General features: G+C 72.7%; 24 protein-coding genes. 12 read left to right on the top strand and 12 right to left on the bottom strand.

Annotation, left to right across the window (positions count from 1 at the left end; all coding sequences use genetic code 11):
- The first annotated feature begins 1 nt into the window (after position 1).
- From NYZ98_RS20090 to NYZ98_RS20105, 4 genes are all read left to right on the top strand, one after another.
- The gene (locus NYZ98_RS20090; RefSeq protein ID WP_262844365.1) at positions 2-2,266 is read left to right on the top strand and encodes an NHLP family bacteriocin export ABC transporter peptidase/permease/ATPase subunit; all 2,265 of its coding nucleotides are present in this window, start codon (positions 2-4) and stop codon (positions 2,264-2,266) included.
- 2 nt (positions 2,267-2,268) lie between these two features.
- Positions 2,269-5,193 carry an NHLP bacteriocin export ABC transporter permease/ATPase subunit gene (locus NYZ98_RS20095; protein WP_262844366.1) on the top strand — a complete coding sequence of 975 codons (2,925 nt, stop codon included), beginning with the start codon at positions 2,269-2,271 and terminating at the stop codon, positions 5,191-5,193.
- Between the two features lie 27 nt (positions 5,194-5,220).
- Positions 5,221-5,541: a YciI family protein gene (locus NYZ98_RS20100; RefSeq protein WP_262844367.1), complete on the top strand. Its 321-nt coding sequence runs from the start codon at positions 5,221-5,223 to the stop codon at positions 5,539-5,541.
- Between the two features lie 99 nt (positions 5,542-5,640).
- Positions 5,641-5,982 carry a YciI family protein gene (locus tag NYZ98_RS20105; protein ID WP_262844368.1) on the top strand — a complete coding sequence of 114 codons (342 nt, stop codon included), beginning with the start codon at positions 5,641-5,643 and terminating at the stop codon, positions 5,980-5,982.
- A 123-nt stretch (positions 5,983-6,105) separates the two neighbouring features.
- Here NYZ98_RS20105 and NYZ98_RS20110 read toward each other — a convergent pair whose 3' ends face one another.
- From NYZ98_RS20110 to NYZ98_RS20120, 3 genes are read right to left on the bottom strand one after another with little or no spacing between them, the layout of a single operon-like run.
- Positions 6,106-6,291 (bottom strand): hypothetical protein, encoded by a 186-nt coding sequence (locus NYZ98_RS20110; RefSeq protein WP_262844369.1) that lies wholly within the window; start codon positions 6,289-6,291, stop codon positions 6,106-6,108.
- On the bottom strand, positions 6,288-7,136 hold the full coding sequence (locus NYZ98_RS20115) for a class I SAM-dependent methyltransferase (RefSeq protein ID WP_262844370.1): 849 nt from the start codon (positions 7,134-7,136) through the stop codon (positions 6,288-6,290). Before NYZ98_RS20115 ends, NYZ98_RS20110 begins: the two co-directional genes overlap by 4 nt.
- On the bottom strand, positions 7,133-8,401 hold the full coding sequence (locus NYZ98_RS20120; RefSeq protein ID WP_262844371.1) for a cytochrome P450: 1,269 nt from the start codon (positions 8,399-8,401) through the stop codon (positions 7,133-7,135). The genes NYZ98_RS20115 and NYZ98_RS20120 overlap by 4 nt, the downstream gene beginning before the upstream one ends.
- A gap of 306 nt (positions 8,402-8,707) precedes the next feature.
- Between NYZ98_RS20120 and NYZ98_RS20125 the strand changes: the two genes are divergently transcribed.
- From NYZ98_RS20125 to NYZ98_RS20135, 3 genes are all read left to right on the top strand, one after another.
- Positions 8,708-9,082 (top strand): hypothetical protein, encoded by a 375-nt coding sequence (locus NYZ98_RS20125; RefSeq protein WP_262844372.1) that lies wholly within the window; start codon positions 8,708-8,710, stop codon positions 9,080-9,082.
- A gap of 88 nt (positions 9,083-9,170) precedes the next feature.
- Positions 9,171-10,118 (top strand): ABC transporter ATP-binding protein, encoded by a 948-nt coding sequence (locus NYZ98_RS20130; RefSeq protein WP_262844373.1) that lies wholly within the window; start codon positions 9,171-9,173, stop codon positions 10,116-10,118.
- Positions 10,115-10,975, top strand: a complete 861-nt coding sequence (locus tag NYZ98_RS20135) for an ABC transporter permease (RefSeq protein ID WP_262844374.1) — start codon at positions 10,115-10,117, stop codon at positions 10,973-10,975. Before NYZ98_RS20130 ends, NYZ98_RS20135 begins: the two co-directional genes overlap by 4 nt.
- Before the next feature lie 30 nt (positions 10,976-11,005).
- Here NYZ98_RS20135 and NYZ98_RS20140 read toward each other — a convergent pair whose 3' ends face one another.
- On the bottom strand, positions 11,006-12,196 hold the full coding sequence (locus NYZ98_RS20140) for a cytochrome P450 (RefSeq protein ID WP_262844375.1): 1,191 nt from the start codon (positions 12,194-12,196) through the stop codon (positions 11,006-11,008).
- Positions 12,197-12,274: 78 nt separating this feature from the next.
- Here NYZ98_RS20140 and NYZ98_RS20150 point away from each other — a divergent pair, with 78 nt between their 5' ends.
- The 4 genes from NYZ98_RS20150 to NYZ98_RS20165 are packed head-to-tail and all read left to right on the top strand — an operon-like array spanning position 12,275 to position 15,822.
- Positions 12,275-13,489, top strand: coding sequence for a flavin monoamine oxidase family protein (locus NYZ98_RS20150; protein ID WP_316249582.1), 1,215 nt, complete (start codon positions 12,275-12,277; stop codon positions 13,487-13,489).
- Positions 13,486-14,373 (top strand): Rieske 2Fe-2S domain-containing protein, encoded by an 888-nt coding sequence (locus NYZ98_RS20155; RefSeq protein ID WP_262844376.1) that lies wholly within the window; start codon positions 13,486-13,488, stop codon positions 14,371-14,373. Before NYZ98_RS20150 ends, NYZ98_RS20155 begins: the two co-directional genes overlap by 4 nt.
- Positions 14,370-15,179 (top strand): alpha/beta fold hydrolase, encoded by an 810-nt coding sequence (locus NYZ98_RS20160; RefSeq protein WP_262844377.1) that lies wholly within the window; start codon positions 14,370-14,372, stop codon positions 15,177-15,179. Before NYZ98_RS20155 ends, NYZ98_RS20160 begins: the two co-directional genes overlap by 4 nt.
- Positions 15,157-15,822 carry a VOC family protein gene (locus NYZ98_RS20165; RefSeq protein WP_262844378.1) on the top strand — a complete coding sequence of 222 codons (666 nt, stop codon included), beginning with the start codon at positions 15,157-15,159 and terminating at the stop codon, positions 15,820-15,822. The genes NYZ98_RS20160 and NYZ98_RS20165 overlap by 23 nt, the downstream gene beginning before the upstream one ends.
- A gap of 47 nt (positions 15,823-15,869) precedes the next feature.
- Here the strand turns inward: NYZ98_RS20165 and NYZ98_RS20170 are convergent, their stop codons facing one another.
- Entirely contained in the window at positions 15,870-16,034 is a 165-nt protein-coding gene (locus tag NYZ98_RS20170) for a hypothetical protein (protein ID WP_262844379.1), read from the bottom strand.
- Positions 16,035-16,224: 190 nt separating this feature from the next.
- Here NYZ98_RS20170 and NYZ98_RS20175 point away from each other — a divergent pair, with 190 nt between their 5' ends.
- Complete coding sequence (locus NYZ98_RS20175) at positions 16,225-17,658, top strand: NAD(P)/FAD-dependent oxidoreductase (protein ID WP_262844380.1); 1,434 nt, start codon at positions 16,225-16,227, stop codon at positions 17,656-17,658.
- A gap of 125 nt (positions 17,659-17,783) precedes the next feature.
- Here the strand turns inward: NYZ98_RS20175 and NYZ98_RS20180 are convergent, their stop codons facing one another.
- The 7 genes from NYZ98_RS20180 to NYZ98_RS20210 all read right to left on the bottom strand — a co-directional run bounded on the left by NYZ98_RS20180 (position 17,784) and on the right by NYZ98_RS20210 (position 25,449).
- Positions 17,784-18,353, bottom strand: coding sequence for a hypothetical protein (locus NYZ98_RS20180; protein WP_262844381.1), 570 nt, complete (start codon positions 18,351-18,353; stop codon positions 17,784-17,786).
- A 57-nt stretch (positions 18,354-18,410) separates the two neighbouring features.
- Entirely contained in the window at positions 18,411-21,341 is a 2,931-nt protein-coding gene (locus NYZ98_RS20185; RefSeq protein ID WP_262844382.1) for an AfsR/SARP family transcriptional regulator, read from the bottom strand.
- Positions 21,342-21,422: 81 nt separating this feature from the next.
- A complete protein-coding gene (locus tag NYZ98_RS20190) occupies positions 21,423-21,911 on the bottom strand; it encodes a S26 family signal peptidase (RefSeq protein WP_262844383.1) in 489 nt (162 codons plus the stop codon).
- On the bottom strand, positions 21,908-22,444 hold the full coding sequence (locus NYZ98_RS20195; RefSeq protein WP_262844384.1) for a MauE/DoxX family redox-associated membrane protein: 537 nt from the start codon (positions 22,442-22,444) through the stop codon (positions 21,908-21,910). The genes NYZ98_RS20190 and NYZ98_RS20195 overlap by 4 nt, the downstream gene beginning before the upstream one ends.
- Positions 22,445-22,537: 93 nt before the next feature.
- Positions 22,538-24,538 (bottom strand): ABC transporter ATP-binding protein, encoded by a 2,001-nt coding sequence (locus tag NYZ98_RS20200; protein ID WP_262844385.1) that lies wholly within the window; start codon positions 24,536-24,538, stop codon positions 22,538-22,540.
- Entirely contained in the window at positions 24,523-25,071 is a 549-nt protein-coding gene (locus tag NYZ98_RS20205; protein ID WP_262844386.1) for a TlpA disulfide reductase family protein, read from the bottom strand. The genes NYZ98_RS20200 and NYZ98_RS20205 overlap by 16 nt, the downstream gene beginning before the upstream one ends.
- A 177-nt stretch (positions 25,072-25,248) precedes the next feature.
- Positions 25,249-25,449 carry a hypothetical protein gene (locus tag NYZ98_RS20210; RefSeq protein ID WP_262844387.1) on the bottom strand — a complete coding sequence of 67 codons (201 nt, stop codon included), beginning with the start codon at positions 25,447-25,449 and terminating at the stop codon, positions 25,249-25,251.
- Between the last annotated feature and the right edge of the window lie 32 nt (positions 25,450-25,481).

Below are 25,481 nucleotides of genomic sequence, written 5' to 3' on the forward strand. Positions count from 1 at the left end.
CATGAGCCAGGCCACGGCGAGCCCGCCCCGAGCTCCCGAGGCGGGGAGGCCGCCACGCCCGGCCGCCGCCAAGGCCGCCCGGGGGCGGCGGTGGAGATGGCGGAAACGCACCCCGACGGTGATCCAGATGGAGGCGGTGGAGTGCGGCGCCGCCTCCTTGGCCATGATCCTCGGGTACTACGGGAAGTTCGTCCCGCTGGAGGAACTGCGGGCCGCCTGCGGGGTCTCCAGGGACGGCGCCAAGGCCTCCAGCGTCATCAACGCGGCGCGGCGCTACGGCCTGATCGCCCGGGGCTTCCAGATGGAGGCCCAGGACCTGCGGACCGCGGCCAAGCCGGTGATCATCTTCTGGGCGTTCCAGCACTTCCTGGTCGTCGAGGGGGTGCGCACCCGGTTCGGCAAGGAGATGGTCGCGGTCAACGACCCGGCGAGCGGGCCGCGCCTGGTCGACTGGGAGGACTTCGACTCCGGCTTCACCGGCGTGGTGCTGACGTTCGAGCCGTCCCCGGACTTCCGCCCCGGCGGGCGGCCCACCCGGGTCGGGCAGGCCCTGCTGGCGCGGCGGATGCCGTCCGGCCGGGCGCTGCCGCTGGTCCTGCTGGCCAGCCTGCTGCTGGTGGTGCCCGGCATCATCGGGCCCGCGTTCAGCCGGGTGTACATCGACAGGATCCTGTCCGGCCGCGACCCCGGGTACCTGGTGCCGCTGCTGTTCGGCATGGGGCTGACGTCGGTCGCGGTGTTCGTCCTGACGTCGGTGCAACGGCACTACCTGCTGCGCCTGGAGATCCGGCTCGGCCTGGTCAGCTCGGCCCGCTTCTTCCGGCACCTGCTGCGGCTGCCCGTCGAGTTCTTTCTGCAACGCCGCCCCGCCGAGGTCGCCAAACGGGTGCAGGCCAACGACACCGTCGCCGAGATCCTGTCGCGCGACCTGGCGGTCACCGCCGTCAACCTGGTGCTGGTGCTGTTCTACGCGGCCATCCTCATCAGGTACGACCTGCTGCTCGGCCTGGTCGGGGTCGCCATGGCGCTGCTGAACATCCTGGTGCTGCGCCGGGTGTCCCGCAGCCGCACCGACGCGGTGGCCGCGCTCCGCGCCGACCTCGGCAACCTGACGTCCACCACCTTCAACACCCTGCAGCTCATCGAGACCGTCAAGGCCTCGGGCGCCGAGCCGAACGCCTTCCAGCGCTGGGCCGGGTTCCTGGCCAAGGCGGTCACCGCCAAGCAGCGCCTCGGCGTCGCCACCGCCACGCTCACGGTGGTGCCGCCGCTGCTGGCCGGGGTCAACAGCGGGCTCATCCTGCTCATCGGCGGCCTGCGCGTGGTCGACGGGGTGATCAGCGTCGGCATGCTGGTGGCCTTCCAGACGCTGCTCAACGCCCTGTCGCGGCCGGTGACCCAGCTCACCAACCTGGGCGGGCAGCTCCAGGACATCTCCGCCGACATCAACCGCCTGTACGACGTCGAGCGCTACCCGGTCGCGCACGTCTTCGAGCCCCGCCCGGCGCCGCCGGTGGACGTCCGCCTGGACGGCAGCCTGGAGTTCGACGACGTGTCCTTCGGCTACAACCCGATCGCGCCCCCGGTGATCAAGAACCTGTCGTTCTCGGTCGTGCCGGGACGCCGGGTGGCGATCGTCGGCAACTCCGGCAGCGGCAAGTCGACGGTCGGCAAGCTCGCCGCCGGCCTGTACGTGCCCGGGTCGGGCCAGGTCCTGCTGGACGGCCTCCCGAGGGAGGCGTACTCCCGCACGGCCGTGGCGGTGTCGGTCGCCTACGTCGACCAGGACATCAGCCTGTTCGAGGGGACCGTGCGCGACAACCTGACGCTGTGGAGCGACGACATCCCCGACGAGGTGGTGATCGCGGCACTGCGCGACGCGGCCATCTTCGACATGATCACCGCCCGGCCCGGCGGCCTGAACAGCAACGTCAGGGAGGGGGGCCGCAACTTCAGCGGCGGGCAGCGGCAGCGGCTGGAGCTGGCCAGGGCGCTGTCGGTCCAGCCCACCCTGCTGGTCCTCGACGAGGCGACCAGCGCCCTGGACTCGGAGACCGAACGGATCATCGCCGACAACCTGCGCCGCAGAGGATGCGGCTGCCTCATCATCGCGCACCGCCTGTCCACCATCCGCGACGCGGACGAGATCCTCGTCCTGGACCAGGGTGAGGTGGTCGAACAGGGCCGCCACGAAGAGCTGGTCGCCAAGGGCGGGCACTACGCCCGGCTCATCGAGAACGCCCACAGAAACGGCGACGGGAGCTGACCGTGACGGGATTCGTCCCCTTCTTCGCCGAGGCCGCGACCCCGGTGGACTACTCGGCCGACCGCATGCACGTCCTGTCCGACCTGCGGGAGGTGCTCCTGGTCGAGGAGGGGGCGGTCGACCTCTTCGCGGTACGGCTGGAGGACGGCCTGCCCGTGGGGCGGTGGAACTACCTGTGCCGGGTCCGCCAGGGGGCGCTGCTGCTCGGCTCGCCCAAGGGCCCCCGGCACAGCATCGTGGGCCGCCCCATCCCGGGCACCCGCGTGTCCCGGATGCCGCTCGGCCGGTTGCGCGCCCTGTCGGCCACCGGCCGCTCGGGGACCATGGCCACCGGCGAGTACGGCGTGGCCGTCCAGCAGTTCGTCCGCGGGCTTGAGGCCGGCATCGTCTCGCTGGCCCAGGCCATGCGCAACGGCCTGCCCCCGCGCGAGTTCGTCCCGCTGTCCACCGGCAGGTCCACCGAGCTGGCCGACGGCGAGGCGGCGCGGTCGGTGGACGGCATCTGCTGGCTCACCGTCGAGGACGGCGCGATCGAGATGCCCGAAGGCGTCGCCGGGCGGCTCACCGCCGGCGCCGAGGTCTGCGTGACCGAACGCGACTGGGTGGTGGCCACCGGCCAGACCCGGCTCGCCGCCAAGACGACGTGGGAGCTGCTGGCCGACGAGACGATCTGGGCCAGGTGGGTGGAGTACGCGACCCGCTTCCTCTACACCGTGGACCGCCGCGTCGAACGGCACGGCCTGCGCGAGGTGGAGATGCTGACCCGCCGGGGCGAGCGGGAGGCGGGCGCCATGCGGACCGCGCGCCAGGGGTTCGACACCCTCGTGCGCGACACCGAGGCCCGGGTGCGGCTGGCCGACGTCACCACCGACTCGCCCGCGCTGGCCGCCGCCCGGCTGGTGGCCTCGCACGGCGGGTTCCGCGTCACCGCGCCGCCGCCCGGCGGCACGCACGGCAGGCACGTCGATCCCCTGCAGGCGATCGCGCTGGTCTCGGGGGTGCGCACCCGGACGGTGCGGCTGGACGAGGGATGGTGGAAGAAGGACCTCGGGCCCATGGTGGGCTTCCGGGCGGCCGACGACGTCCCCGTGGCGCTGCTGCCGATCGGCACCCACTACGTGGTCGCGCAACCGGGGCAGACCCGGGTCACCCCCGTCACCGCGGCGGTCGCGGCGACGCTGTCCAACCGGGCCGAGGTGCTGTACCAGCCGCTGCCGCGCGAGGTGCGCACGGTGGCCGGGCTGCTGCGGTTCGGGCTGGCGCGCAACCGCCGCGACTTCTGGGTGCTGGCGTCCCTCGGCACCCTGGTCGCGATCATCGGCCTGCTGGTGCCGGCCATGACCGGCATGGTCCTCGGCACGTTCGTCGCGCGCGCCCAGCACGACCTCATCGTGGAGGGGGCGCTGCTGGTCATCGGCGGGGCGCTGGTGGCGGGCGCGCTGTCGATCGTGCAGAACGTCGCCGCGCTGCGCATCGAGGGCCGGTCGTCGTCCCGGTTACAGGCCGGCGCCTGGACCCGGCTGCTGTCGCTGCCCGCCACGTTCTTCGCCCGGTACTCCACCGGCGAGCTGGGCACCACCGTGCTCGGGGTCAGCGCGGCCCAGGAGATGCTGTCCGGCGTCATGACGACCGCGACGCTCGGGCTGTTCGCCGGGCTGGCCAACCTGGTGCTCGTCTACTTCTACGACAGCAGGCTCGCCCTGATCGCCACCCTGCTGGTGCTGGTCAGCGTGTTCGTGTGCGGGCTCGCCGGGTACTTCGAGGTCCGCCTGCAACGCCGGCTGTACGAGCAGGAGCAGAAGCTGTCCTCGCGGGTGTTCCAGCTCCTGACGGCCGTGCCGAAGCTGCGGGTGGCCGCCGCCGAGGACCAGGCGTTCAGCGTGTGGACGCGGGACTTCCTGCAGACGCGCAGCACCTCCGCCTCGGCGCGGCGGCTGCAGAACCTGGTCACGACGTTCAACGCCGGCTACCCGCTGGTGTGCTCGGTCCTCATCTTCGCGATCGCGGGCGGGCCGTTGCGCGGCCAGCTTCCCATCGCCGCGTTCCTGGCGTTCTTCGCCGCGTTCAACCTGCTCATCGCCTCGGTGCTGCAGTTCACCGGCTCGGCGATCACCGCGATGAGCATCGTGCCGATGCTGGAGAAGCTGGCCCCGATCCTGTCGGCCGAGCCGGAGGAGCAGACGGGCAAGGCCGACCCCGGCGACCTGTCGGGCCGCATCGCCATCTCCCGGGTGTCGTTCAGGTACGGCGACGACGGCCCGCTCGTGCTGAGCGACATCGACCTGTCGGTGGACCCCGGCGAGTTCGTCGCGATCGTGGGCCCCACCGGCAGCGGCAAGTCCACGATCCTGCGCCTGCTGCTCGGCTTCGAGGAACCGGTCGCGGGCACCGTCCTGTACGACGGCCAGGACCTGACCGAGCTGGACATCGGCGCGGTCAGGCGGCAGTGCGGCGTCGTCCTGCAGAACGGCGCGCTGCTCGCCGGGGACATCCGGCAGAACATCATCGGCAGCACCAACCATTCGGTCGACGACGCCTGGGAGGCCGCCTCGATGGCCGGCATGGCCGAGGACATCTCGGCCATGCCGATGGGCATGAACACGGTCCTGTCGGAGGGCGTCAACACCCTGTCGGGCGGCCAGCGGCAACGGATCATGATCGCGCGGGCCCTGGTCTCCCGGCCCCGCATCGTCTTCTTCGACGAGGCCACCAGCGCCCTGGACAACCCCACGCAGAACGCCGTCGCGGAGAGCACCCGCCAGCTCAACGCCACCCGCATCGTGATCGCCCACCGGCTGTCCACGATCAGGGCGGCCGACAAGATCGTGGTGATGGACGGCGGGCGGATCGTCCAGCAGGGCCAGTACGACGAGCTGGTCTCCGACACCGGCGGGCTGTTCGCCCGCCTGGCCAGCCGGCAGATGTGACCGCGTGACCGAGCCGAGGACGTGACCATGGAATTCGCACTGCTGATCCACGGAGCCGAGAGCGCGTGGGCCGAGATGGCCGGCGACGAACGGCAGGACTACTTCGCCGCCCACCGCGCGTTCGGCGCGGGCCTGCGCGAGTCGGGCGTGCGGGTGGTCTACGGCTGCCGCCTGGCCCGCCCCGAGTCGGTCGCGGACGCCAAGCCGCGCGACGACGGCGAGCCCGAACTGGGCGGGATGTGGATCCTGGACGTGCCCTCCGAGGACGAGGCCGTCGCATGGGCGGAACGCCTCCCCTTGAAACCGGGGGACGTGGTTGAGTTGCGTCTCTGCGAGCATGGAGGATGACAGGGCTCATGCCAAGCCTCGGCGGCCCCCGCCCGCGCCTTGAGGTCATTCCTCACGGCGTCACGCTCACGGGCAGGACCCATGAGGGAGGATCAACACGTGGATTTCGTGCTACTCATACATGGCGACGAGACGCTTTGGGACGCCTTCACTGAGGCCGAGCGGGACAAGATGGCCGAGGCGCACCGCCAGTTCGGCCGCTCGATGGTGGAGTCGGGTGTCATCGTCAAGTACGGCTGCGGGCTGACCAGGTCCCACGCGGCCAAGCTGGTGCGCCCCGACGGGCCCGCGGTCGCGGGCCCGTACGCGGTCGGGCGCGAGCAGATCGGCGGCATCTGGGTCATCGAGGTGCAGTCCGCCGACGAGGCCGAGTCCTGGGCGCGCAAGATGCCGTACGCGCCGGGCGACATCGTGGAGGTACGCCCCTGCGATCCCGCGTGACCGCCGCCCGGCCGGGCACGCCCGGGCGATGTCCGCTGAGGCATGCGTCGGGGAGATGTCCGGTGAGGCACGCATGGGCCGGTTCGCCGCCGTGGGGGGCGGGAACCGGCCACTCGCCGCCGGCTAGTAGCGCGGCCTCCTGCTGAGCACGACACCCACCCCCAGGAAGATGATCCCGGCGGCGCCGTAGATGACGGCCAGCGACGTCGTGGGCGGCTTCTGGCTCGCGTTCATGACCGCCAGCGCCAGGCCGACGATCCCACTGATGTAAGCGAAGATCGCAACGAAGATCTTCCAGAACGGGCTCATCTCTTCCTCCATGTGGTTCCGGCCGGACCGCCCGGTGCGGTGCCGGCCACGACGAAGCCGAGCAGCATGACCCACGCGTCCGGGTCGGACCTGAACCGCTTCCAGCGGTCGGCCGCCAAGGCGAGCTGGGCCATCGACAGAGCGCCCGACGCCACCAGCGGGACCAGCCGTTCCGGCCCCATGTGCGGCGCGAAGGCCTCCGTCGGGTGGTCGTCGTTGGTGGTGGCGAACGGGCGCAGCGCCACGTCGGCGAAGCCGGCCCCGCGCAGCAGCCGGGTCAGCTTCCGCCCGATCTGGCGGTCGCCCCCGGCGCCGCGCTGGGCGCCCGCCATCGTGGCGTGCACCGACGCCAGCTCGGGGTACATGGGGTCGGCGAGCCCCCACAGCATGCTGTCGACCTCGACCACGATCAGCAGCCCGCCCGGCCGCAGCACGCGCAGCGCCTCGGCCAGCACCGGCGCCGGGTCGGCCACGTGCTGCAGTACGTATCGCAGCAGCACCCCGCCGACGCTTCCCGTGCGCAGGGGCAGCCCCCGGCCGTCGGCCGCCAGGCGGGGCACCCCGGGGCAGGCGGCGTGCGCGAGCACGGTCTCGTCGATGTCGGCCGCCACGATGGGCAGGTCGGGCTCGGCGGCGCGCAGCCGGCGGGTGACCGCCCCTGACCCGGCGCCCAGCTCCAGCAGCGGGCCCGCGCCGCGCAGGCCGAGCTCGCGCATGATGCGCAGTTCCTCGTCGAAGGACAGCTCGGCCTGGGCCTCCAGGCGGGCCAGCTCGCCGCGCAGCCCGCCTGAGGTGGTGTTGGCCGCGTCGTAGGAACCGGCCCGGTGGACCGTGGGGGCGCTCATCGGGACCTCGGGATCATCATCATGCCGTGCTTGGGCCGCAGGGTGACCAGGGCCTCGGTCTCGACGGGGAAGCCCTCGACCAGCTCAAGGCGCAGCCGCCGCAGGATCACGGCGAGCACGAGGGTGGCCTCGGCCATCGCGAAGTGCTGCCCGACGCAGACGCGCGGCCCGCCGCCGAAGGGGAGGTACTGGTGGCTGAGGTGCAGCGCCACCCGTTCGGGCGCGAACCGGTCAGGCCGGTACGCGTCGGCGTCCTGCCAGTACCTCGGGTCGCGGTGCAGCACCCACGGGCTGACGCAGACCAGGGTGCCGGCCGGCACGTCGTAGCCGCCGATGACGTCGTCCTCGACCGAGCGCCGCGAGATGAGCCAGACGGGCGGGTAGAGCCGCATCGCCTCCTGGATCGCCTGGCGGCAGGCCACCAGCCTCGGCAGGTCGGCGGCGACCGGCGTACGGTCGCCGAGCACGTCGTCCACCTCCGCGTACGCGTCCCGCGCCATCTCCGGGTGCCGGTCGAGCAGGTACAGCGTCCAGGTGAGCGCCTTGGCCGTGGTCTCGTGCCCGGCCATGATGATCGTCAGTACCTGGTCGCGCAGGTCGGTGTCGGACATGTGGTGCCCGGAGGCGAGCATCGAGGTGAGCAGGTCGTGCCCGTCGCCGCCGCCCGCGCGGCGGGCCGCGATGATCAGGCGGGTCACCTGGTCGAGGAACCCGCGCGCCCGGTGGAAACCCGCGAAGCGTACGGAGGTGTCGGCGGGGTCGGGGTCGTCGTTCGGTACGTAGTGGCCGATGAAGCGGTTGACCGCGTCCACCGCGCGCCCGAACCCATCGCCGATGCCGCCGATGTCGGTGCCGAGCATGGCGCGCACGATGACGGTCAGCGTGAGCGCGGTCAGGTCGTGATCGACGCGTACGGGCTGCCCGTACGGGGTCTCGGCCCAGCGGCGCGCCAGGTTCCCGGCCGCGCCGGTGATGACCTCGTCGAACTTCTCCACCTCGCTGGGCCGGAAGGCCGGCGCGCACATCTTGCGCTGCGCGGCCCATTCCTTCCCGCTGCTGGTCAGCAGCCCGTTGCCGAGCAGCGGCCGGAGCATGTCGTCGTCGGGGGTGCCGTCCTTGGTGTAGTTGGCCCCGTTCTCCTTGAGTACGTACCTGGCGAGGTCGGGCCGGTTGAGCATGTACACCGGCCCGCCGTCGGCGTCGTGCCGTGTGACGTCGCCGTAGGCCGCCATCGCGGTGACGAAGTCGAGGGGAGCGTCGCGCATCGTGCGCAGGCTCTGGGTGCCGCCGGGTCCCGGAGGAAGGCGGGGAGATACGTACGTCCCGGACATCGGCTCTCCCAATCACTTACGTCGGCATTCATTTTGAATACGTATATGCGAATGCTTTGATACGTACTCGTGAAGCGTATTCTTCACGGGGGTGCATTTACAGCGTACCCCCTCGCACAAGGCCCCTCAATACTTATATTCTGGCCCCGGAAATTTAAGTCTGGGCACCCTGAATTTCGCATGCGAGACTTCATTCCAGACGGCGAGTCGCGCCGCAGCGAAAAGCTCCAGGAGGACACAATGGCCCTGAACCCCCAAGAGCGGACCGAATTCGTCAACGCCTACACCCGCGTGCTCATCACCGCCTGGTCGAGCGAGGAGTTCTCCACCAAGCTCGACACAAACCCGCGTGAGGCGCTCGCCGAGGCCGGTCTCGAACTGCCCGCAGGCGCGCAGGTCACCCTCGTCCGCAACGTGCCCGAAGGCCACCACGACAGCAACCTCGACGTCCAGGTCGCCCTGTGGGAGCGGGGTCTGGAGAGCGGCGTCTTCGAGTTCCACGTCCCGGAGACCCCGCAGATCGACCTGGCCGAGCTGAGCGAGGGCGACCTCGACTCGATCGCCGCGGGCGTCGACATCAACTGCTGCTGCTGCCCCTGCTGCTGCTGCACCTGAGGACGCTCGACATACCGGCCGCGCTCACCGGCGTGGCCTCGGCAAGGGACCGCCGGCCCGGCGGTCCCCCGAGCGAGAGGAAGAGGTCATGGCCGCGGTCGTCGACACGGCGAACCCGATTCACGTGCGTGGGCTACGTAAGCGGTACGGAAACGCGAGCGTCGTCCAGGACGTGGATCTGGAGGTCCATCCCGGCGAGGTCTTCGCCCTGCTCGGGCCGAACGGCGCGGGCAAGACGACCACCGTGGAGATCCTCGAAGGGGTTCGCCGTCGCACCGGTGGCGACGTGAGCGTACTCGGCCGGGACCCGGCCGAGGACGCCCCCGAGTGGCGCGCGCGGCTCGGCATCGTGCCGCAGACCACCGGCGCCTACTCCGACCTCACGGTCCGTGAGGTCATCGAGCACTTCGCGGCGTTCTACCCGGCGCCGCTCCCGGTCGAGCAGGCCATGGAGATGGTCGGGCTCCGCAAGCAGGAGCGCAAGCAGGCGCACCAGCTCTCGGGCGGCCAGCTCCGCCGCCTGGACGTCGCGGTCGGGATCGTGGGGGACCCGGACCTGATCTTCCTGGACGAGCCGACCACGGGCCTGGACCCGGCGGCCCGGCTCGAAGCGTGGGAGCTGGTGCGGTACTTCGCCGACCGGGGCAAGACGACCCTGCTGACCACGCACTACCTCGACGAGGTGGAGGCGCTGGCCCAGCGGGCGGCCGTCATCGTCGCGGGCAAGGTCGTGGAGGTCGGCACCGTCGCCGAGCTCGGCGGCCGTCGCGACACCCCGGCCGTGGTGAGCTTCACCCGCGTCGGCCGGATGGCGGGCCTCACCCTGCCGCTGCTGCCACCGGACGCTTTGGTCGACCCGTCCGACGACGAGGTCGTCACCCTGCACACCCACAGCCCGACCCAGGCGCTCGCGGCGATCCTCCCGTGGGCCGCCGAGGCGGGCGTCCACGAGCTGCCGGACCTGCGGGTCCAGCGCCCCACGCTCGAAGACGTGTACCTCAAGCTCATCAGCGAGAACCAGGGGGCCGACTCATGACAACTCCCGACGCGGCGGTGGCCCGCAAGGGCCCGGCGGCGCGGACCGCGACCGGACGTGGCTCGGGCCTGTGGCGGGCGTCGATGGCCCGGTCGTCGGTGGAGCTGAAGTCGTTCTTCCGCAACAAGCAGTCGCTGTTCTTCACGCTGCTGCTGCCGGTCGTCCTGCTGCTGGTGCTGGGCTCGATCTTCTCCGGCACCGTTCCGGGCACGCACACCGACTTCAAGCAGACGTTCGTGGCCGGGATCATCGCCTGCGGCATCATGAGCGTCAGCTTCAACGGCCTGGCGATCAACATCGCGATCGAGCGGGACACCGGCATGATCCGCAGGCTGGCGTCCTCGCCGATGCCGAAGACCGCGTACTTCGTCGGCAAGATCGTCCGCGTGGTGGTGACCGGCATCCTGGAGGCGGTGATCCTGCTGGCGGTGGGGGTCTCGCTGTTCCACCTGCCGCTACCGGCGACCACCGAACACTGGGTCACCTTCCTGTGGGTGCTGCTGCTCGGCGCCATGGCCTGCTCGCTGCTGGCCGTCGCGTTCAGCTCGGTCATCCCGAACGCGAGGTCGGCCGCGGCGATCGTCACGCTGCCGTTCCTGGTGCTCCAGTTCATCTCGGGGGTGTTCTTCCCCTACAGCCAGCTCCCCGCGTGGATGCAGACGATCGCGGCGTTCTTCCCGCTGAAGTGGATGACGCAGGGTCTGCGGTCGGTGTTCCTGCCGGCCGACTTCGCCGTGGTGGAACCGGCCGGCACCTGGGAGCTGGGCCGCACCGCGGCCGTGCTCGGCGCCTGGTGCGTGGCCTCGCTGCTGCTGACGCTGCTGAGCTTCAGGTGGCGCGGCGCCAACGTCAAGTGATACGGCCCGCGTGGCAGGCCGGGGGGCCTGTCACAGGGCGAGGGTGAAGCCGTCGAGCCGCCGGGGCACGAGCGACGGAGCCCAGACGGGCGGGGACCCCGTGGCGCGCAGCCCGGGGTACCGGCTCAGCAGGTCGTGCAGCAGGAGTGCCCCGGCATGCCTGACCAGAGGAGCACCCAGGCAGAAATGGGTGCCGCCGCCGAAGGCGAGGTGCGGATTGGGCGAGCGGGTCACCACCAGGTCGTCCGGCCGGTCGAAGACCGCCGGATCCCGGTTCGCCGCGGCGATCAGCGCGAGCACCCGGGCCCCGGACGGGATCGTCCCGCCGTCCAGCGGCACGGCCTCGGTGGTCACGCGGGCGATGAACGGGATCGGTGCCTCCACGCGCAGCAGCTCGTCGACGGCCGTCCCCGCCGCCTCCTCGCCGCCCTCGCGCAGCCGCGCCGCCTCCTCGGGGCGCGGCAGCAGCCAGTACAGCGCGTTGCCGACCATCTCGGCCAGCGGCTTCCAGCCGCCGACGATGGCCAGGGACGCGACGCCGAGCATCTCGGGCCGGGTGAGCCGGTCGTCGGCCGCGAGCCTGCCGAACGGCGAGGTCCGCCCGTCCTCGTCCCGCCCGCCCAGGGCCCGGTCGGCGTGCGCGCCGAGGAAACGGGTGAGCTCCCCCATCGCGGCCCGGCCCGCCGCGGCCTCCTTGGGGCCCGCCAGCGGGTCCAGGTTGACCGAGGTGCGCGCGGCCAGCCCGGCGAACTCCGTACGTGCGGCGGCCGGCAGCCCGAAGAGCCTGGCCAGCACGCCGGTCGCGACCGGTTCGCCGATGTCGGCCGTGACCTCGACCTCCGTGCGTCCGGCCAGCCCTGCCATGACCTCGTCGACCTCGCGGGCGATGCCGGCGGCGATGCCGCGGATGGCGGCCGGGCCGAGCAGCAGCGCGCCCGGCGAGCGGAGCCGCTGGTGCTCGGGCGGGTCGGTGGTGAGCATCGACGGCGGCAGGGCGTCCTCCCTGACCCGCTCACGCTGGCCGAGTGCCGCGGAGAAGCGCGGGTCACGCAGCGCCAGCGCGCAGTCGGCGTGTCCGGTCAGCAGCCACATGCGGGAGGTCACGTCGAAGTGCACCGGGTCGTTGGCCCGCAGCCAGCGGTACGCCGGGTACGGATCGGCCCGGCCGCGTGGCGAGAACGGGTGGGCCAGATCGGCGGGAAGCCCGCGGGATGCCTTCATCACGTGTCCTCCTGATCAAGCATCACGCGTCCTCATGATCAAGCCGAGCAACAAGCTACTACAAGGGGGTGGAAAGCGGTGCAGTTCGATGTGGTCGTGATCGGAGCCGGAGTCAGCGGCCTCACCGCGGCCGGGCGCCTGCGCGACGCGGGCCTCGCGGTGACCGTCCTTGAGGCCAGGGACCGGATCGGCGGCCGGATCCTCACCCATCGGCCCTCTCTGCTCGAACTCGGCGCGCAGGTCGTCCACGGGGACCGCAACCCCATCTGGACGCTCCCCGGGCAGGAACGCCTGGTGCCGATGCCCCGGCGGCCCGCCCACGTCTTGCTCGGCGGGGAGCTGCGCCCGATGGCCGCCCTGTCCGAGGGCGGACCGCCGCCCCCGGTGCTGGAGGAACGGCTGCTGGCCCGCGCGGCCGAGGACGTACCGGTCGCGCAGTGGCTCAAGCTCCAGGCCCCGGTGAGCCCGACGGTCGCCGAGGCGACCGCGGAGTGGTTCCGGCAGAACTGGGCCGCCGATCCTGACGTGCTCAGCGCCCTCGGCCTGGCCGCCGGGCGGCGGGCCGACCGCGCGGGCCGGGGCGAGTTCACCGTGCCCGGCGGGTTCGACCGCCTGCCCGCCCGGCTCGCCACGGGCCTGGACGTGCGCACCGGCAGCGCGGCCCTGCGGATCGCGTGGACGCCCGGCCGGGTGGACGTCACCACCCCCGGCGGCGTCACGACCGCGGGCGCCGCCGTCGTCACCGTCCCTCCCCCGCTGGTCACCGGTGGCGGGCTCGTCATCGACGCCCTGCCCGTGCGCAAGCAGGCCGCCGCGTACGAACTGCGGCTCGGCGACGGGTGGTGCGGCGTGGTCACCTACCCGGGCCCGGCCCCGGAGTCGAGTGTGGTCTTCGACGCCGGCGGGCGGCTCGGGTTCGTCAGCGCCACGGCGGGCCGCCCCGAGGTGCTCATCGTGGCCAAGGACCGCGCGGCCCACGCGGCCCGCGTGGCGGCGCGCTCGCCGGGCGGCGTGGCGGCCTCGCTGCGCGAGGCGATGCCGTGGACCCGCTCGGTGGAACCCATCTCGGTCGAGGTGGCCGACTGGGGCGCCGACGAGTGGGCCGGCGGCGCGTACACGTACCCGGCCGTGGGCGCCCTGTGGGCGTCGGCGGCCTGGGCCGAACCGATGGGCGGCACGCTCTTCTTCGCCGGGGAGGCCACCGTCGGCCGCTCCGGCCCGCCCATGGTGCACATGGCGATGGCCAGCGGCGAGCGCGCGGCCAGAGAAGTGATGGGGGCGCTGAAGAGATGACATCTCATGGCGGATGGTTCCTGCTCGCGCTGGAGGAGGAGCTCACCGAGGAGCTCACACCGCTCAGCGCCTGCGGCCGCAGCCTGATCGCGGTCAGGGACGGCGACCGGATCCGGGTCTTCGACGGCGCCTGCCCGCACCGGGGCGCCCACCTCGGGTACGGCGGCAAGCTGGACGGCGGCTGCGTGACCTGCCCCTTCCACGGCAAGCGGATCTCCCTGGGCGACACCGGCCGCCGCTGGTCGGTGGCCGAACTGCCCACGGAACGGGCGGGCGCCGCCCTGTTCGCCCGGCTGTCGGACGGTCCGGGCGACGACCGTGGCTTCCAGCAGGTGATCAAACAGGTGGCCGCCGACCTGGTGGTCGTCGGCGCGGTGATCCAGCCGGTCGCGGTGCCCGCCGAGTACGTCGTGGAGAACGCCTTCGACGCCGAGCACTTCCGCACGGTCCACCTGGTGCCCTCGGTCCGCGGCATGCGGGCGACCCTCGGGGAGCACGGCGAGCTCGTCATCGCCGGCGAGTTCCGCACCAAGGCGCCCCCCTGGGAGAAGGAGCGCCGGCTGGACTTCGCGTCCCGGTTCGTGGCCCGCGCCTTCAGCCCGCACCTGGTGGTCACCGAGCTGGGTGACGGCGAGGCGCCGTACACGATCATCACCGGGGCGGTCCCCGACGGGAAGGGCTGCGTGGGACGGGTCGCGATCGGGGTCCGCCCCGGCCAGACCGGCTCGCTGCCCGCCCTCATCCACGGCGCCAAGTACGCGTTCGACCAGGACCGGGTCGTCTGGGACCACCTGGACGTGAACGCGCCCCAGCGGTTCGACGCCGGTGACGCGCCCGTCATCGCCTTCCGCCAGTTCTGCGCGAGTTTCGGAGCGCCGTCATGAACCTGTTCACGCGCACGCACGGCGACGGCCCCGCCGTCCTGTGGATCCACGGCTACACGATGGACTCGTCGGTGTGGAAGGAGCTGTGGACGCTGCTGCCCGGCTGGCGGCACGTCGGCGTCGACCTGCCCGGTCACGGCCGGTCCGGCCCGCTGCCGCCCGGCACGTCCCTGAGCGCGGTCGGCGCCGAGCTGGCCGCGCTGGCCAGGGCCGAGTCCGCGCGGCTGGTCGTGGCCGAGTCCATCGGGTCGATGATCGCCCTGCAGATGGCCATCGGCGACCCCGAGGCGATCCGCGGCCTGATCATCGGCTCGCCCACCATCGCGGGCGCGCCCGCCGAGCCCGGGACCGGCGACCGCTACCGGGCGCTCGCGGCGCTCGCGCGGTTCGGCGCCTCAGGCGAGCAGCTCGCCGACCTGTGGATGAGCTCGCCGCCGGACATCTTCCGCGGCACCGAGCGGCACCCCGCCCTGCGTGCCCGGCTCCGCTCCGTCGTGGCCAGGCACGCGTGGAAGGAGCTGAGCGACGGCGCGATGTACGGCCTCAGCAGGCACGTCCACACCGCGCAGGACCTCGGCGGCATCCGCGCGGCGACGCTGGTCGTGGTCGGCGACGAGGACATGCCGACGTTCCGGACGAGCGCCGAGCTGCTGCGCGCGACCGTCCCCCGGTGCCGGACGCTGACCGTGCCCGCCGCCGGGCACCTGTGCCTGATCGAGCGGCCCGAGACGGTCGCGTCCGCCGTCGGCGACCACCTGCTGCTGGCCGAGAGGGAGGGACTCCGTGCCGATTCACCGGTCCTATGAGCCCGGCGCGCCGTGCTGGGTGGACTACGCGGCGCTCGACCCCGAGGGCGCCAAGGCGTTCTACGGGGAGCTGTTCGGGTGGGAGTTCGAGGAGGCCGGCGGGTACGGGTTCGTCCGCCTGGACGGGCAGGTCGTCGGGGGGTTCGGCCGGGTGGCCCCCGGCATGGGGCTGCCCGCGTCCTGGAACACCTACCTGGCCACCAAGGACGCCGACGCCGGCGCCGTCCGGGTCAAGGAGCTCGGCGGCTCGGTGGTCTTCGGCCCGATCGACGCGGGCCACGACGGGCGGCTGCTGTTCGCGGTGGACCCCGGCGGCGCGGCCGTCGGGCTGTGGCAGGGCCACTGGGCGGACGGGATCGTGGTGGTGGACGAGCCGGGGACGTGGTGCCGCAACGAGCTGTGGGCCCGGGACGGGGCCGGCGCCTTCTACGATGGCGTGTTCGGCGCGACCGGGGTCGCCACGGCCGTACGGGCGCCGATGGCCGGTACGGCGGCGCGATGGGTGACGTACTTCATGACCGGCGACGGCCCGGCCGCACTCGCCACGGCCGAGCGCCTCGGGGCCACGATCGCCGCTCGGCACGGCCGGGCGACGATCCTTTACGACCCGTGGGGCGCCCTCTTCGCGCTGACGCCCCGATGACGCGCGCCCGGCCCTCGGCGCGCGTCCGGTCACTGACGCGCGTCCGGCTACGAGGTGCGCTTGGCCCTGCGGCCGTAGCTCACGAAGAACAGGGCCACCAGGATGGCGCCGACGACGGCGACCACGCCGCCGGCGGTCTTGTCGATCAGCAGGGTGACGATGACGGCTGCCGCGTAGACGAGCGGGACGACCACTCGCAGGTTCAAGCCCATGATGTGCTCCTTTGGACGGGGTGAGGCCCAAATGCATCATCGGCCATCTGACATGACCGGTCCAGAATATCGCCAAGAATAGGTCATAACATACGCATCCACCGTCCGACGCGTACGTAGTTCGTCGCGGCCCATGCGTAATACGTAATTCCCAACGCGACTTGTACCGATAAATGCGGAGGACTGGCTGATGGCGAAGAAAGTCTTGGTTATCGGAGGCGGCCCCGCCGGCTCGATCACGGCGGCGCTTCTCGCGCGGCGGGGGGTGGACGTCCGCCTTTTGGAACGCGAGATATTTCCCCGATACCACATCGGTGAGTCGGTCTCCCCATCGTGCCGGGCGATCATCGACTACGCCGGCGCGCACGACAAGATCGAGGCCCGCGGCTACACGGTGAAGGAGGGCATCCTGCTGCGCTGGGGCACCGAACGCGACTGGACCATCGACTGGGCCAAGACGTTCGGGCCGAAGGTCCGCTCCTGGCAGGTGGACCGCGCCGACTTCGACAAGGTGCTGCTCGACCACGCCGCCGAGCAGGGCGCCGAGGTCATCGAGGGCGCCCAGGTCAAGCGCGTCCACTTCGACGAGGGACGGGCGCACGCCGCCGACTGGACCTACCGGGGCACCACCGCCACCGAGGACTTCGACTTCCTGGTCGACGCCTCCGGCCGCGCGGGCGTGCTGTCGGTCCGGCACCTCCACGACCGCAGGCCGCACGACATCTTCCGCAACGTGGCCATCTGGGGCTACTACCAGGGCGGCGCCCTGCTGCCGGACACCCCCGGCGGCGGGATCAACGTGATCTCCTCGCCCGAGGGCTGGTACTGGGTCATCCCGCTGCGTGACGACGTCTACAGCGTCGGGTTCGTCACCCACCAGACCCGGTTCCTTGAGCGCAGGGGCGCCTTCGGCTCGGCCGAGGAGATGTTCCGCGCCCTGGTCGCCGAGTCGCCCACCGTCGCCGAACTGGTCGCCACCGGCACCCCCGACGGCCCCGTCCGCGTCGAGCAGGACTTCTCCTACGTCGCCGACACCTTCTGCGGCCCGGGGTACTTCACCGCCGGGGACGCCGCCTGCTTCCTCGACCCGCTGCTGTCCACGGGCGTCCACCTGGCCATGTACAGCGGCCTGCTCGCCGCCGCCTCCATCACCGCCACGGTGGACGGCGACGTCGGCGAGCTGGAGGCGCGCGGCTTCTACGAGTCGCTCTACCGCAACTCCTACGCCCGGCTGCTGGCCATGGTCTCCGCCGTCTACCGGCAGTACCGGGGCAGGGCCAGCTACTTCTGGCTCGCGCAGCGCCTGCTCAGGACCGAGCCCGCGCGGCGGCACGGCAACGCGTTCGCCTCCATCACCGCCGGCCTGTCGGACCTGTCGGACGCGAGCACGTCCGGCGGCACCGCGCCCATGCACGAACTGGTCGCCGCCGCGCACACCGCCGAACTGCGCGCGGCCGGGAACGTCCCGTCCGAGGGGAGCACGCAGGCGCCGATGAAGATGGACGCCAACGACCTGTACGACGCCGCCACCGGCCTGTACCTGGTCACCGACCCCGTCCTCGGCATCCGCAGGGCCAGGACCGCCGCCGCGCCCGCCGCCACCGGCCTGACCTTCACCCGGTGACCGCCTATACCTTCACCCGGTGAACCCCCTGGCCCTTCTCCGGTGACACCGCACCCGGCGCCGCCCGTCACCCGCCCCCGCGGCGGACGGCGCCGGACCGGAGTGAGCGGCGCCGCCCGCGCGGGTCAGGCGACGCGCACCAGGTCCATCTGGAAGTTCTGCCGCCAGGTCTGCCCGCCGTCGAGCGTGAACTCGCCGATCTCGTGCCAGGTCCTGCGGGTGAACTGCAGCGTGTACCGAATCGTCGTGCTGGGGGTCTGCAGGCTCCACTGGAAGGTGTCGTCACCGACCACGGGCGCCACCGTTGTCACGAAGCCTTGGGAGAACGCCTCCCAGCGGTACTGCGCGGTGACGTCGTTGTAGTTGATCACCGCGAGCGCGGTGTCCACGACCCGCCGGGGATCGGCCCTGTCCCGCCCCTCGCCCTCGACGGAGATCACCAGGCCGCCCACCTGGCGCCGTACGCGCTCGGTCTGCAGGAACTCCTGCCGGACACCGGAGCTCCCGATGGTCCAGCCGGTCCCCGCCCACCTGCCGACCATGAACCCCAGCTTCTCCATCGCGGAGAGCTGCGTGGGAACGTCGGTGACCTTCGCCGCGCTCGCCGAATCGGCCACCGCGGCGCTGGAGACGGCCCCCGCCGTCAACGTCAGCACGCAGCCGAAAGCAAGCAGTAACCGCCCTAATCGCATCATGCGCCGATCTTCACACAGGCCGGGCCACGTCCCCCACCCCCTCCGGTCCCGGTCCGGTCACGCGAGAGACGCGCCGCCGGAACGCGGCGAGGCGGCCTCCCCGCCCGGCCCGTGCTGGAGCGCGGCCGACCTCAGGACCGCCAGGAACGGGGATCCCGCCGAGGTGCGTACCGGCCCGCCGCCGGTGTGCCCGGCGTCCCCGGTGCGGTGCTGGACGGCGTACAGGTCGCGGGCCCGCCGGTAGGCGTCGCGGGCCTCCTCGGCCCGGGCGAGCGCCTCGTACGCGTCGCCGAGCCGCATCAGGGTGTCGGCCTCCTGGTAGCTGTTGCCGAGCTCGCGGTACCGGGCCAGGGCGTCCTCGTAGTGGCACACGGCGCACTCGTGCCGGCCGGTGCGGTGGGCGATGAAGCCGAGGCTGTCCAGGCTGATGGCCTCGTTCGCCCCGTCACCGTGCTCGCGCTGCAGGTCCAGCGCCCGCTCGCAGTGCGACCTGCCGCGCTCGTAGTCGCCGAGGCGCGCGTGGTACCAGCCGACGGCGTTGAGCGCCTGCGCCTGCCAGACGGGGGCGGGCAGCGTCTGGAACTGGCGCAGGGCGCGCTCGGCGTGGACCAGGGCGTGATGGTCGGCCCCCTGCCTGCCCCACGCCACCGCGATGGCCATGTTGGTGTGGGCCTGCTGCGGGACGTCGCCGCTCCGCTCGGTGAGCGCCAGCGCGCGCGACAGGTGGTGGAAGGCCTCGGCGGACGAGCCCGCTCGGGAGCAGGCCTGCCCGAGGCGGCGATGGGCCAGGCTGAGCGCCGCCGGGTCGCCCAGGTGCCGGGCGGCCACCAGCCCGGACCGCCAGATGCCGAGGTGGTCGGGCAGGTGACCCCGCCGGTGGTGGAAGCCGAACAGGCACAGCGTCAGCCGCCAGACCAGGGGGTACCACCCCTGGTCCAGGGCCAGGTCGTGCACGGCGACCAGGCACGCGTGCTCGGCGTCGAACCACGCCAGCGCCGACGTCACGCCTGTGAGCGGCTCCGGCTCGCATCCGGCCGGGGGCGGCCCGATCTCGAACGGCAGGTGGTGGGGGTCGATGAGCCGGTTGGCCGCGTAGGCGGTGTGCAGGTAGAAGTCGGCCAGGCGGCGCAGCGCGGCGGTGCGGAACCGCGAGGCGAGGACGCGGCCGGCCTGCTCGGCCGCGTAGATCTGGACGAGGTCGTGCATCCGGTACCGGCCGGGCACGTGCTCCTGGAGCAGGTTGGCGCCGTGCAGCCGCTCCATCGTCCGGCGGGCGCCCGCCCGGGGCAGGCCGATGAGGCAGGCGGCGGCGCCGTGGCCGATGTCCGGCCCGGGGCCGGTCGCCAGGAGCTCCAGGGCGAGGGCCTCCTGGTGGCCGATCTCGCGGTGGGAGGTGGCGAACACCGCGCGCAGGCTCGACTCGGTGTCCTCTTCGGTGTCGAGCAGGTCCAGGCGGGTGCGCTCGTCGCCGAGTTCCCCGGCCAGCACCGCCAGTGGCACGTCAGGCCGCCGCGTGGCGTGCTCGGCCGCGATCACCAGGGCCAGCGGAAGGTGCGCGCACAGGTTCGCCAGATCGGCCGCGGCCTCCGGCTGGGCGCTGATCCGGTCGCGCCCGAGCACCGCGCCGAGCAGGCCGACCGACTCGGCGGGGGAGAGCTGGCCGACGGTGACGGGACGGGCGCCGTCCCGCGCGACCAGGCCGCCCAACCGGCTGCGGCTGGTGACCAGCACCAGCGAGCCCGAGCCGGGCAGCAGCGGCCGCACCTGGGCGCTGTCGCGCGCGTCGTCCAGGACCATGAGGACCCGCCGGCCGGCCAGCACGCTGCGGAGCAGCGCCGAACGGGCGTCCACCTGGTCGGGGATGCGTTCGGACGGGACCTCCAGCGCCCGCAACGTCATCTCCAGGGCGGCCCCCGGCTCCAGCGGCGCGCGGGACCGGAACCCGCGGAGGTTGAGGTAGAGCTGCCCGTCGGGGAAGCGGGCCGCCACCCGGTGTGCCCAGTGCACGGCGAGCGTCGTCTTCCCTGCCCCGCCCATCCCGCTGACCACGGAGATCACGGTCGCGTCCGGCGGGGCTTCCCCTGGCGGTACGGAGGCGGGCTCACGCTCCGGGGGCAGCAGGGCGTCCAGACGCGCGAGGTCGGCCTCCCTGCCGGTGAAGTGCGCGATGTCGGGCGGGAGTTGCCGGGGCGGCGTGGCCGGACGGAGCGCCGCGCCCGCGCGCACGTGCTCGGCCGGCACGAGGTCGGGCTCGTCGGCCAGGACGGCGTGGTGGATCCGGCGCAGCTCCTCCCCCGGGTCGACGCCGAGCTCCTGCCGCAGGACCGAGCTGACGCTCACGTACGCGTGCAGCGCCTCCGCGCGCCGGCCGGACCGGTGGAGGGCGAGCATCAGCTTGACCCAGAGGCGCTCACGCAGCGGGTGCTCGGCCGTGGCCGGCCTGAGCTCGGCGATGACCTCGTCGTGGTCACCCAGGGCGAGCCCGATGTCGGACCAGCGCTCCAGCGCGGCCAGCCGCTCCTCGACCAGGCGGGGCACCTCGTCGCGATGCAGCGACTCCGACGGGACGTCGCCCAGCACGGGCCCGCGCCACAGCGCCAGCGCCTGCCGCAGCAGACCGGCCTCGGCCCTGCCGTCGCCCGCCCGCGCGGCCCGCCCGGCCAGGTCGCGGAACCGGATGAGGTCGAAGCTGTCCGGGCCTGCGTGGATGAGGTAGCCGCGGTCGCGGGTGTCGATCAGCCGGACGCCTCCGGTGCCGTCGCCCAGCGTGCGGCGCAGCCGGGCCATGTGGGTCTGCACCGCCGCGCGGGCGTCCTCGGGCGTGGTGCCGTCCTCCCAGATACGCTCGATCAGCCGGTCGAGCGGCACCGGCCGGTTCGCCTCGAGGAGCAGGGTCGCCAGCGCGACCCGCTGCTTGGCCGCCGGAATGGGGACCGGCCGGCCGTCGTACACCACTTCGAGCGGCCCCAGCACGCCGAACCGGCTCACCCCGTATGACCTCACTCCTTCGACCCCCCGTCCCGGCCCGCCGGCCGGGGCACCCCGCGGCCTCGAACCCGTCGCGAACAGCTAACCGTACTGACGACCGGAAAGCCGCCGGATCACCACGGCGACCACCTGATCCGCCGCCACGAATCCGAACACGCGCGAATCGGCGCTGGTCCGCCAGTTGTCGCCGAGCACCACGAGCCGTCCTGGCGGGACGACGTCGGCCGGCACCGTCAGCGCGGGCACGACGACCTCCGGCACCGGGTCGCCGGGCACGGCGGTCACCCTCTTCACGAGGAACCGGACCAGGCGGCCCTCCTGCCGCGACAGCAGGTAGGACATCGCCTGGGGCGGGAGGTCGACTCCGGTGACGGCCCCGTTCAGGACCACGACATCGCCCCGGCCGACGCGGTGCGGCGCCCACCGCCGGGACAGCAGCCGGTCCCCGGCACGGTAGGCCGGCTCCATGCTCGCGCCGACCACGGTGACCACCAGGAACAGCAGCCGGGCGCAGACGGCGAGCACGGCCAGGGCCACCGCCAGGACGCCCAGCACGACGGCCACGATCACGAGCGGCGCGCCACTGGGCCGAACAGGGCGGCCAGCTCGTCCATGATGACGACCAGGAACGCGAGGAAGGCGGCCACGGCGATCGAGACGGCCGCCCCGGCCGGGTGGACGGGCGAAGGACCGCCGGTCGCCGCGCAGACGATCCCGGTCACGGCGACCGAGGTGAGCAGGGCGTTCCTGACGACGTGCCGCCAGGCGAACGGGGCCTCCGACACGCCGAAGCAGCGGCAGGTCGCGGCCGTCCCCCGCCTGAGCGCTGAGACGATGGCCGCCAGGAACGCCACCAGCAGCACGGCGGCGACGGCGAACCCGGCGACCACCGTCGCGGGGAAGGCCAGCAGCGGCGGGACCGCGAGCTCTCCCGCGACCACCGCGACGGCCAGGGGGCGGGTCATCGGCCTGGGCGCCACCTTCAGCGCCCTGACCGAGGCCTCGAACGAGGCGAACGCGGCCGCGTTCCGGGCCTTTCCGGCCACGGCGACCGCGAAGACCAGGATGATCAGGCCGCGGCAGGCGATCAGGACGTCGCTCACGCGCGCCACCCCCGCCGGGCGCGGCGCCCGGAACCGCCCGCCACCGGCCGGACTCCGCGCTCAGGCTCGCCGGTCGTCGGCCGGGCGCGGGGCTCAGGCTTGGCGGTCATCGGTGTACCCGCTCGCCTGGAGCCGGAAGAGGGTGGCGTACTCGCCGCCGCCCGTGACGAGCTCGTCATGGGTCCCCTGTTCGATGACCGTCCCGCCGGAGAGGACGAGAATGGTGTCGGCGCTTCGCACGGCCCCGAGGCGGTGGGAGATCAGCAGGCTGGTGCGCCCTGCGCGGTGCTCGCCCAGCCGCGTGTGGACGTCGTGTTCGGCGGACGGGTCCAGTCCCGAGCTCGGTTCGTCGAGGACGACCAGGTCGCGGCCCCGGCGGATCAGGGCCCGCGCGATGGCCAGCCGTTGCCACTGGCCGCCCGACAGCAGCACGCCGTCGTCGGACGAGCCGTCCTCCTCGGAGCCGCCGTCACCGTCGCCCGTGAACATGCGCGTCAGCGGTGTGTCGTAGCCGCGCGGCAGGGCGGCCAGGGTGTCGTGGACGCCCGCGAGCCGCGCCGCCGACTCCAGCACCGGCCGGTCGCCCATGGCCGTGACGTCGCCGAGCCCGATGTTGTCCGCGGCCGTCATCTCATACCGCATGAAATCCTGGAACACCACCGTCATCCTTTCTCGCAGGTCCTCGGGACGTACGTCGCGCAGATCCGTTCCGTCCCACGAAATGGACCCCCTGGTGGGGTCGTAGAACCGGCACAGCAGCTTCACCAGCGTGCTCTTGCCTGACCCGTTGCGCCCGACGAGCGCGACCGCCTGGCCGTACGGGATGAAGACGCTCACCCCGTGCAGCGCCCACGGGTGGTCGTCCGAATAGCGGAACCACACGTCCCGGAACTCGATCCCCCGGCGCAGCTCCGGCAGCTCCCGGTGGCCGGCGACCGGGACGGGCAGATCGGGTTCCGCCCGGATGATCCCGAGATAGTGGTCGAAGAGCAGCAGTTGCCGGTGCGTGCCGGCGACGGCGGAGGCGATCCGGGTCACCGCCCCCTGGGTCCCGGCGACCGAGGCGACCAGGAGGAGCACGTCACCGACACCGATCGCGCCCTCGGCGGCCAGGTTCACCGCCCAGATCAGCGCCACCCCGCTGACCACCGCCGCCAGCAGCGACAGGCAGCCCTGGGTGAGGAGGTCACGCCGCTCGGCGCCGCGCCGCTGGAGGTTCGACGCCCGTCGTTCGGCCAGCATCCGCAGGCGCAGGACGGGCCCGGTGCCGAACAGCCGGAGCTCCTTGGCGGCGTCCAGGCCGGACAGCAGCATCGTGTAGAAGATCTCCCGGCGTTCGAGCGGGCTGACCTTCCACAGCATGGAGGCGTGATGCCGGGCGAGCCTGAGCTGGGCGACCAGCACGGGGACCGCCGTGGCCGCGACGAGCACGAGCATCGCCGGGCCGAGCGTCGTGACCGACGCGAGGAACCCGGCGACGGTCAGCCCGCCGGCCGCGCATTCGAGCACGCCCTGGACGACCTGTCCCGGGGTCTGCGCCGTGGACTGCTGGGCGAGGCGCAGCCGGTCCTGGAACGCGGGGTCCTCGAAACGGCGCAGGCCGGTGAAGCGCTCGACGGAAGCGAAGAGCAGGTCCTGGGACAGGACCCCCGCTGCCCGGTCGGAGATGCCGCGCGCGTACGAGCCGACCCGCGGCACCACCGCGACGAGCATGCCGGCCACGACCAGCCCCGCGGCCGGGGGGAGCACGTCGGCGAAGGCGAACCCGGGGCGCGCGAGCGTGTCGACCACCGCCTTGGTCCACAACGCCGAGGCCACCGGCAGCGCGGCGGACACCAGGCTGCACAGCACCGTGACCGACAGCGGTACGGGCCCGGCGCGCCAGGAGAGGATGACGGCCTCGCGAATCCGGGCGACCTGCCCACGCCGGGCACCACCGGCCTCCCGTCCGTGCTCGTGCCGTACCTCTCCGGTCTCCGGGCCATGCGCGTGCCGGGCGCCGCTGACCTCCGGGCCGTGCTCGGGTCGGGCCCCGCCGGTCTCGTGCCGGGCGCCGCCGCCCTCCTGGGCCTCGTGGGTCACGAAGGCTGCCACGCGGGGAGCGCGCCCACCCTGAACTCGGCCGCCCGTACCACCCCGTCGTCCAGGAAGAAGAAGGCGGGGAACGCCCGCGCCTGGAAGGCCCGGACGATGGCGTTCTCCGGGTTCTCGGCGCGCACCACGCGCGCCACGCCGGCCAGGTCGCCGATCATCTCCCCCGCGTCCAGCCCGTCCTCCATGACGACGGCGAGCACCTGGTCCCGCCCGCCGCGAATCCCGGCGGCCAGTTCCACGAACCGGGGCAGTTCCTCCGCGCAGGAGTCGCACGACCGGGCGAAGAACCCGACCAGCGTCTCACCGGTCAGGCCGTCCCGCGACAGGTCGAGACCGTCGGTCGTGATCGCCTCGAAGTCCGCCACGGAACCGCCGACCGGCAGCTTCGCCTGCTCGAAGTCGTCGTTCCTCGGCGGCCCGATGGTCAGCAGCGCGCTGTGCTCCCGCAACCGGCGGATGACGCCGTAGGTCAGGACGAGGTTGGCGACGCCGATGATTCCCACCAGGACCGTCGCCGCCACTACATAGGGCATGGGCCCATTCCCCCTAGTCACTCCGAACGGGCGGATCTCCCCGCCCGGGCCTCTGACGGGACGCGGCGGCCCCGGTCCGACTGCCTGGGACCGCCGCGCCCGGCCTATTGGGATCGATCCCCTTCTCAGAGCCTCACGGCCGCGTGGCGGCCGGTGTGCTCGTGGACGCGCTCGCCCCTACGGCGAGCACGCGAGGTAGGAGTCGTAGCACGGGTCGCACTTGTACAGGGTCCCGACGGTGATCCAGTAGCAGTTGCGGTACCAGTAGGTCCAGTTCCAATGCCATTTGCAGCCGCATGCCTGGAGGAAGCTCCCGGCCGCCGCCTCGACCTCCGGCACAAAGATCGAGAGCACTCGATCGCTCAGATTTTTCAGCACACCCTTCTCCCCTGTTCGCGTTCCGACGAGGA

The organism is Sphaerisporangium corydalis (assembly GCF_025506355.1).
GTDB lineage: Bacteria > Actinomycetota > Actinomycetes > Streptosporangiales > Streptosporangiaceae > Sphaerisporangium > Sphaerisporangium corydalis.

Bases quoted from the DNA above. Each gene is read 5' to 3' on its own strand.
- NYZ98_RS20205 (WP_262844386.1), bottom strand. From the start codon at position 25,071: ATGCCCTATGTAGTGGCGGCGACGGTCCTGGTGGGAATCATCGGCGTC.
- NYZ98_RS20090 (WP_262844365.1), top strand. From the start codon at position 2: ATGAGCCAGGCCACGGCGAGCCCGCCCCGAGCTCCCGAGGCGGGGAGG.
- NYZ98_RS20100 (WP_262844367.1), top strand. From the start codon at position 5,221: ATGGAATTCGCACTGCTGATCCACGGAGCCGAGAGCGCGTGGGCCGAG.
- NYZ98_RS20180 (WP_262844381.1), bottom strand. From the start codon at position 18,353: ATGATGCGATTAGGGCGGTTACTGCTTGCTTTCGGCTGCGTGCTGACG.
- NYZ98_RS20155 (WP_262844376.1), top strand. From the start codon at position 13,486: ATGACATCTCATGGCGGATGGTTCCTGCTCGCGCTGGAGGAGGAGCTC.
- NYZ98_RS20115 (WP_262844370.1), bottom strand. From the start codon at position 7,136: ATGAGCGCCCCCACGGTCCACCGGGCCGGTTCCTACGACGCGGCCAAC.
- NYZ98_RS20125 (WP_262844372.1), top strand. From the start codon at position 8,708: ATGGCCCTGAACCCCCAAGAGCGGACCGAATTCGTCAACGCCTACACC.
- NYZ98_RS20120 (WP_262844371.1), bottom strand. From the start codon at position 8,401: ATGCGCGACGCTCCCCTCGACTTCGTCACCGCGATGGCGGCCTACGGC.
- NYZ98_RS20110 (WP_262844369.1), bottom strand. From the start codon at position 6,291: ATGAGCCCGTTCTGGAAGATCTTCGTTGCGATCTTCGCTTACATCAGT.
- NYZ98_RS20135 (WP_262844374.1), top strand. From the start codon at position 10,115: ATGACAACTCCCGACGCGGCGGTGGCCCGCAAGGGCCCGGCGGCGCGG.
- NYZ98_RS20170 (WP_262844379.1), bottom strand. From the start codon at position 16,034: ATGGGCTTGAACCTGCGAGTGGTCGTCCCGCTCGTCTACGCGGCAGCC.
- NYZ98_RS20140 (WP_262844375.1), bottom strand. From the start codon at position 12,196: ATGAAGGCATCCCGCGGGCTTCCCGCCGATCTGGCCCACCCGTTCTCG.
- NYZ98_RS20160 (WP_262844377.1), top strand. From the start codon at position 14,370: ATGAACCTGTTCACGCGCACGCACGGCGACGGCCCCGCCGTCCTGTGG.
- NYZ98_RS20130 (WP_262844373.1), top strand. From the start codon at position 9,171: ATGGCCGCGGTCGTCGACACGGCGAACCCGATTCACGTGCGTGGGCTA.
- NYZ98_RS20175 (WP_262844380.1), top strand. From the start codon at position 16,225: ATGGCGAAGAAAGTCTTGGTTATCGGAGGCGGCCCCGCCGGCTCGATC.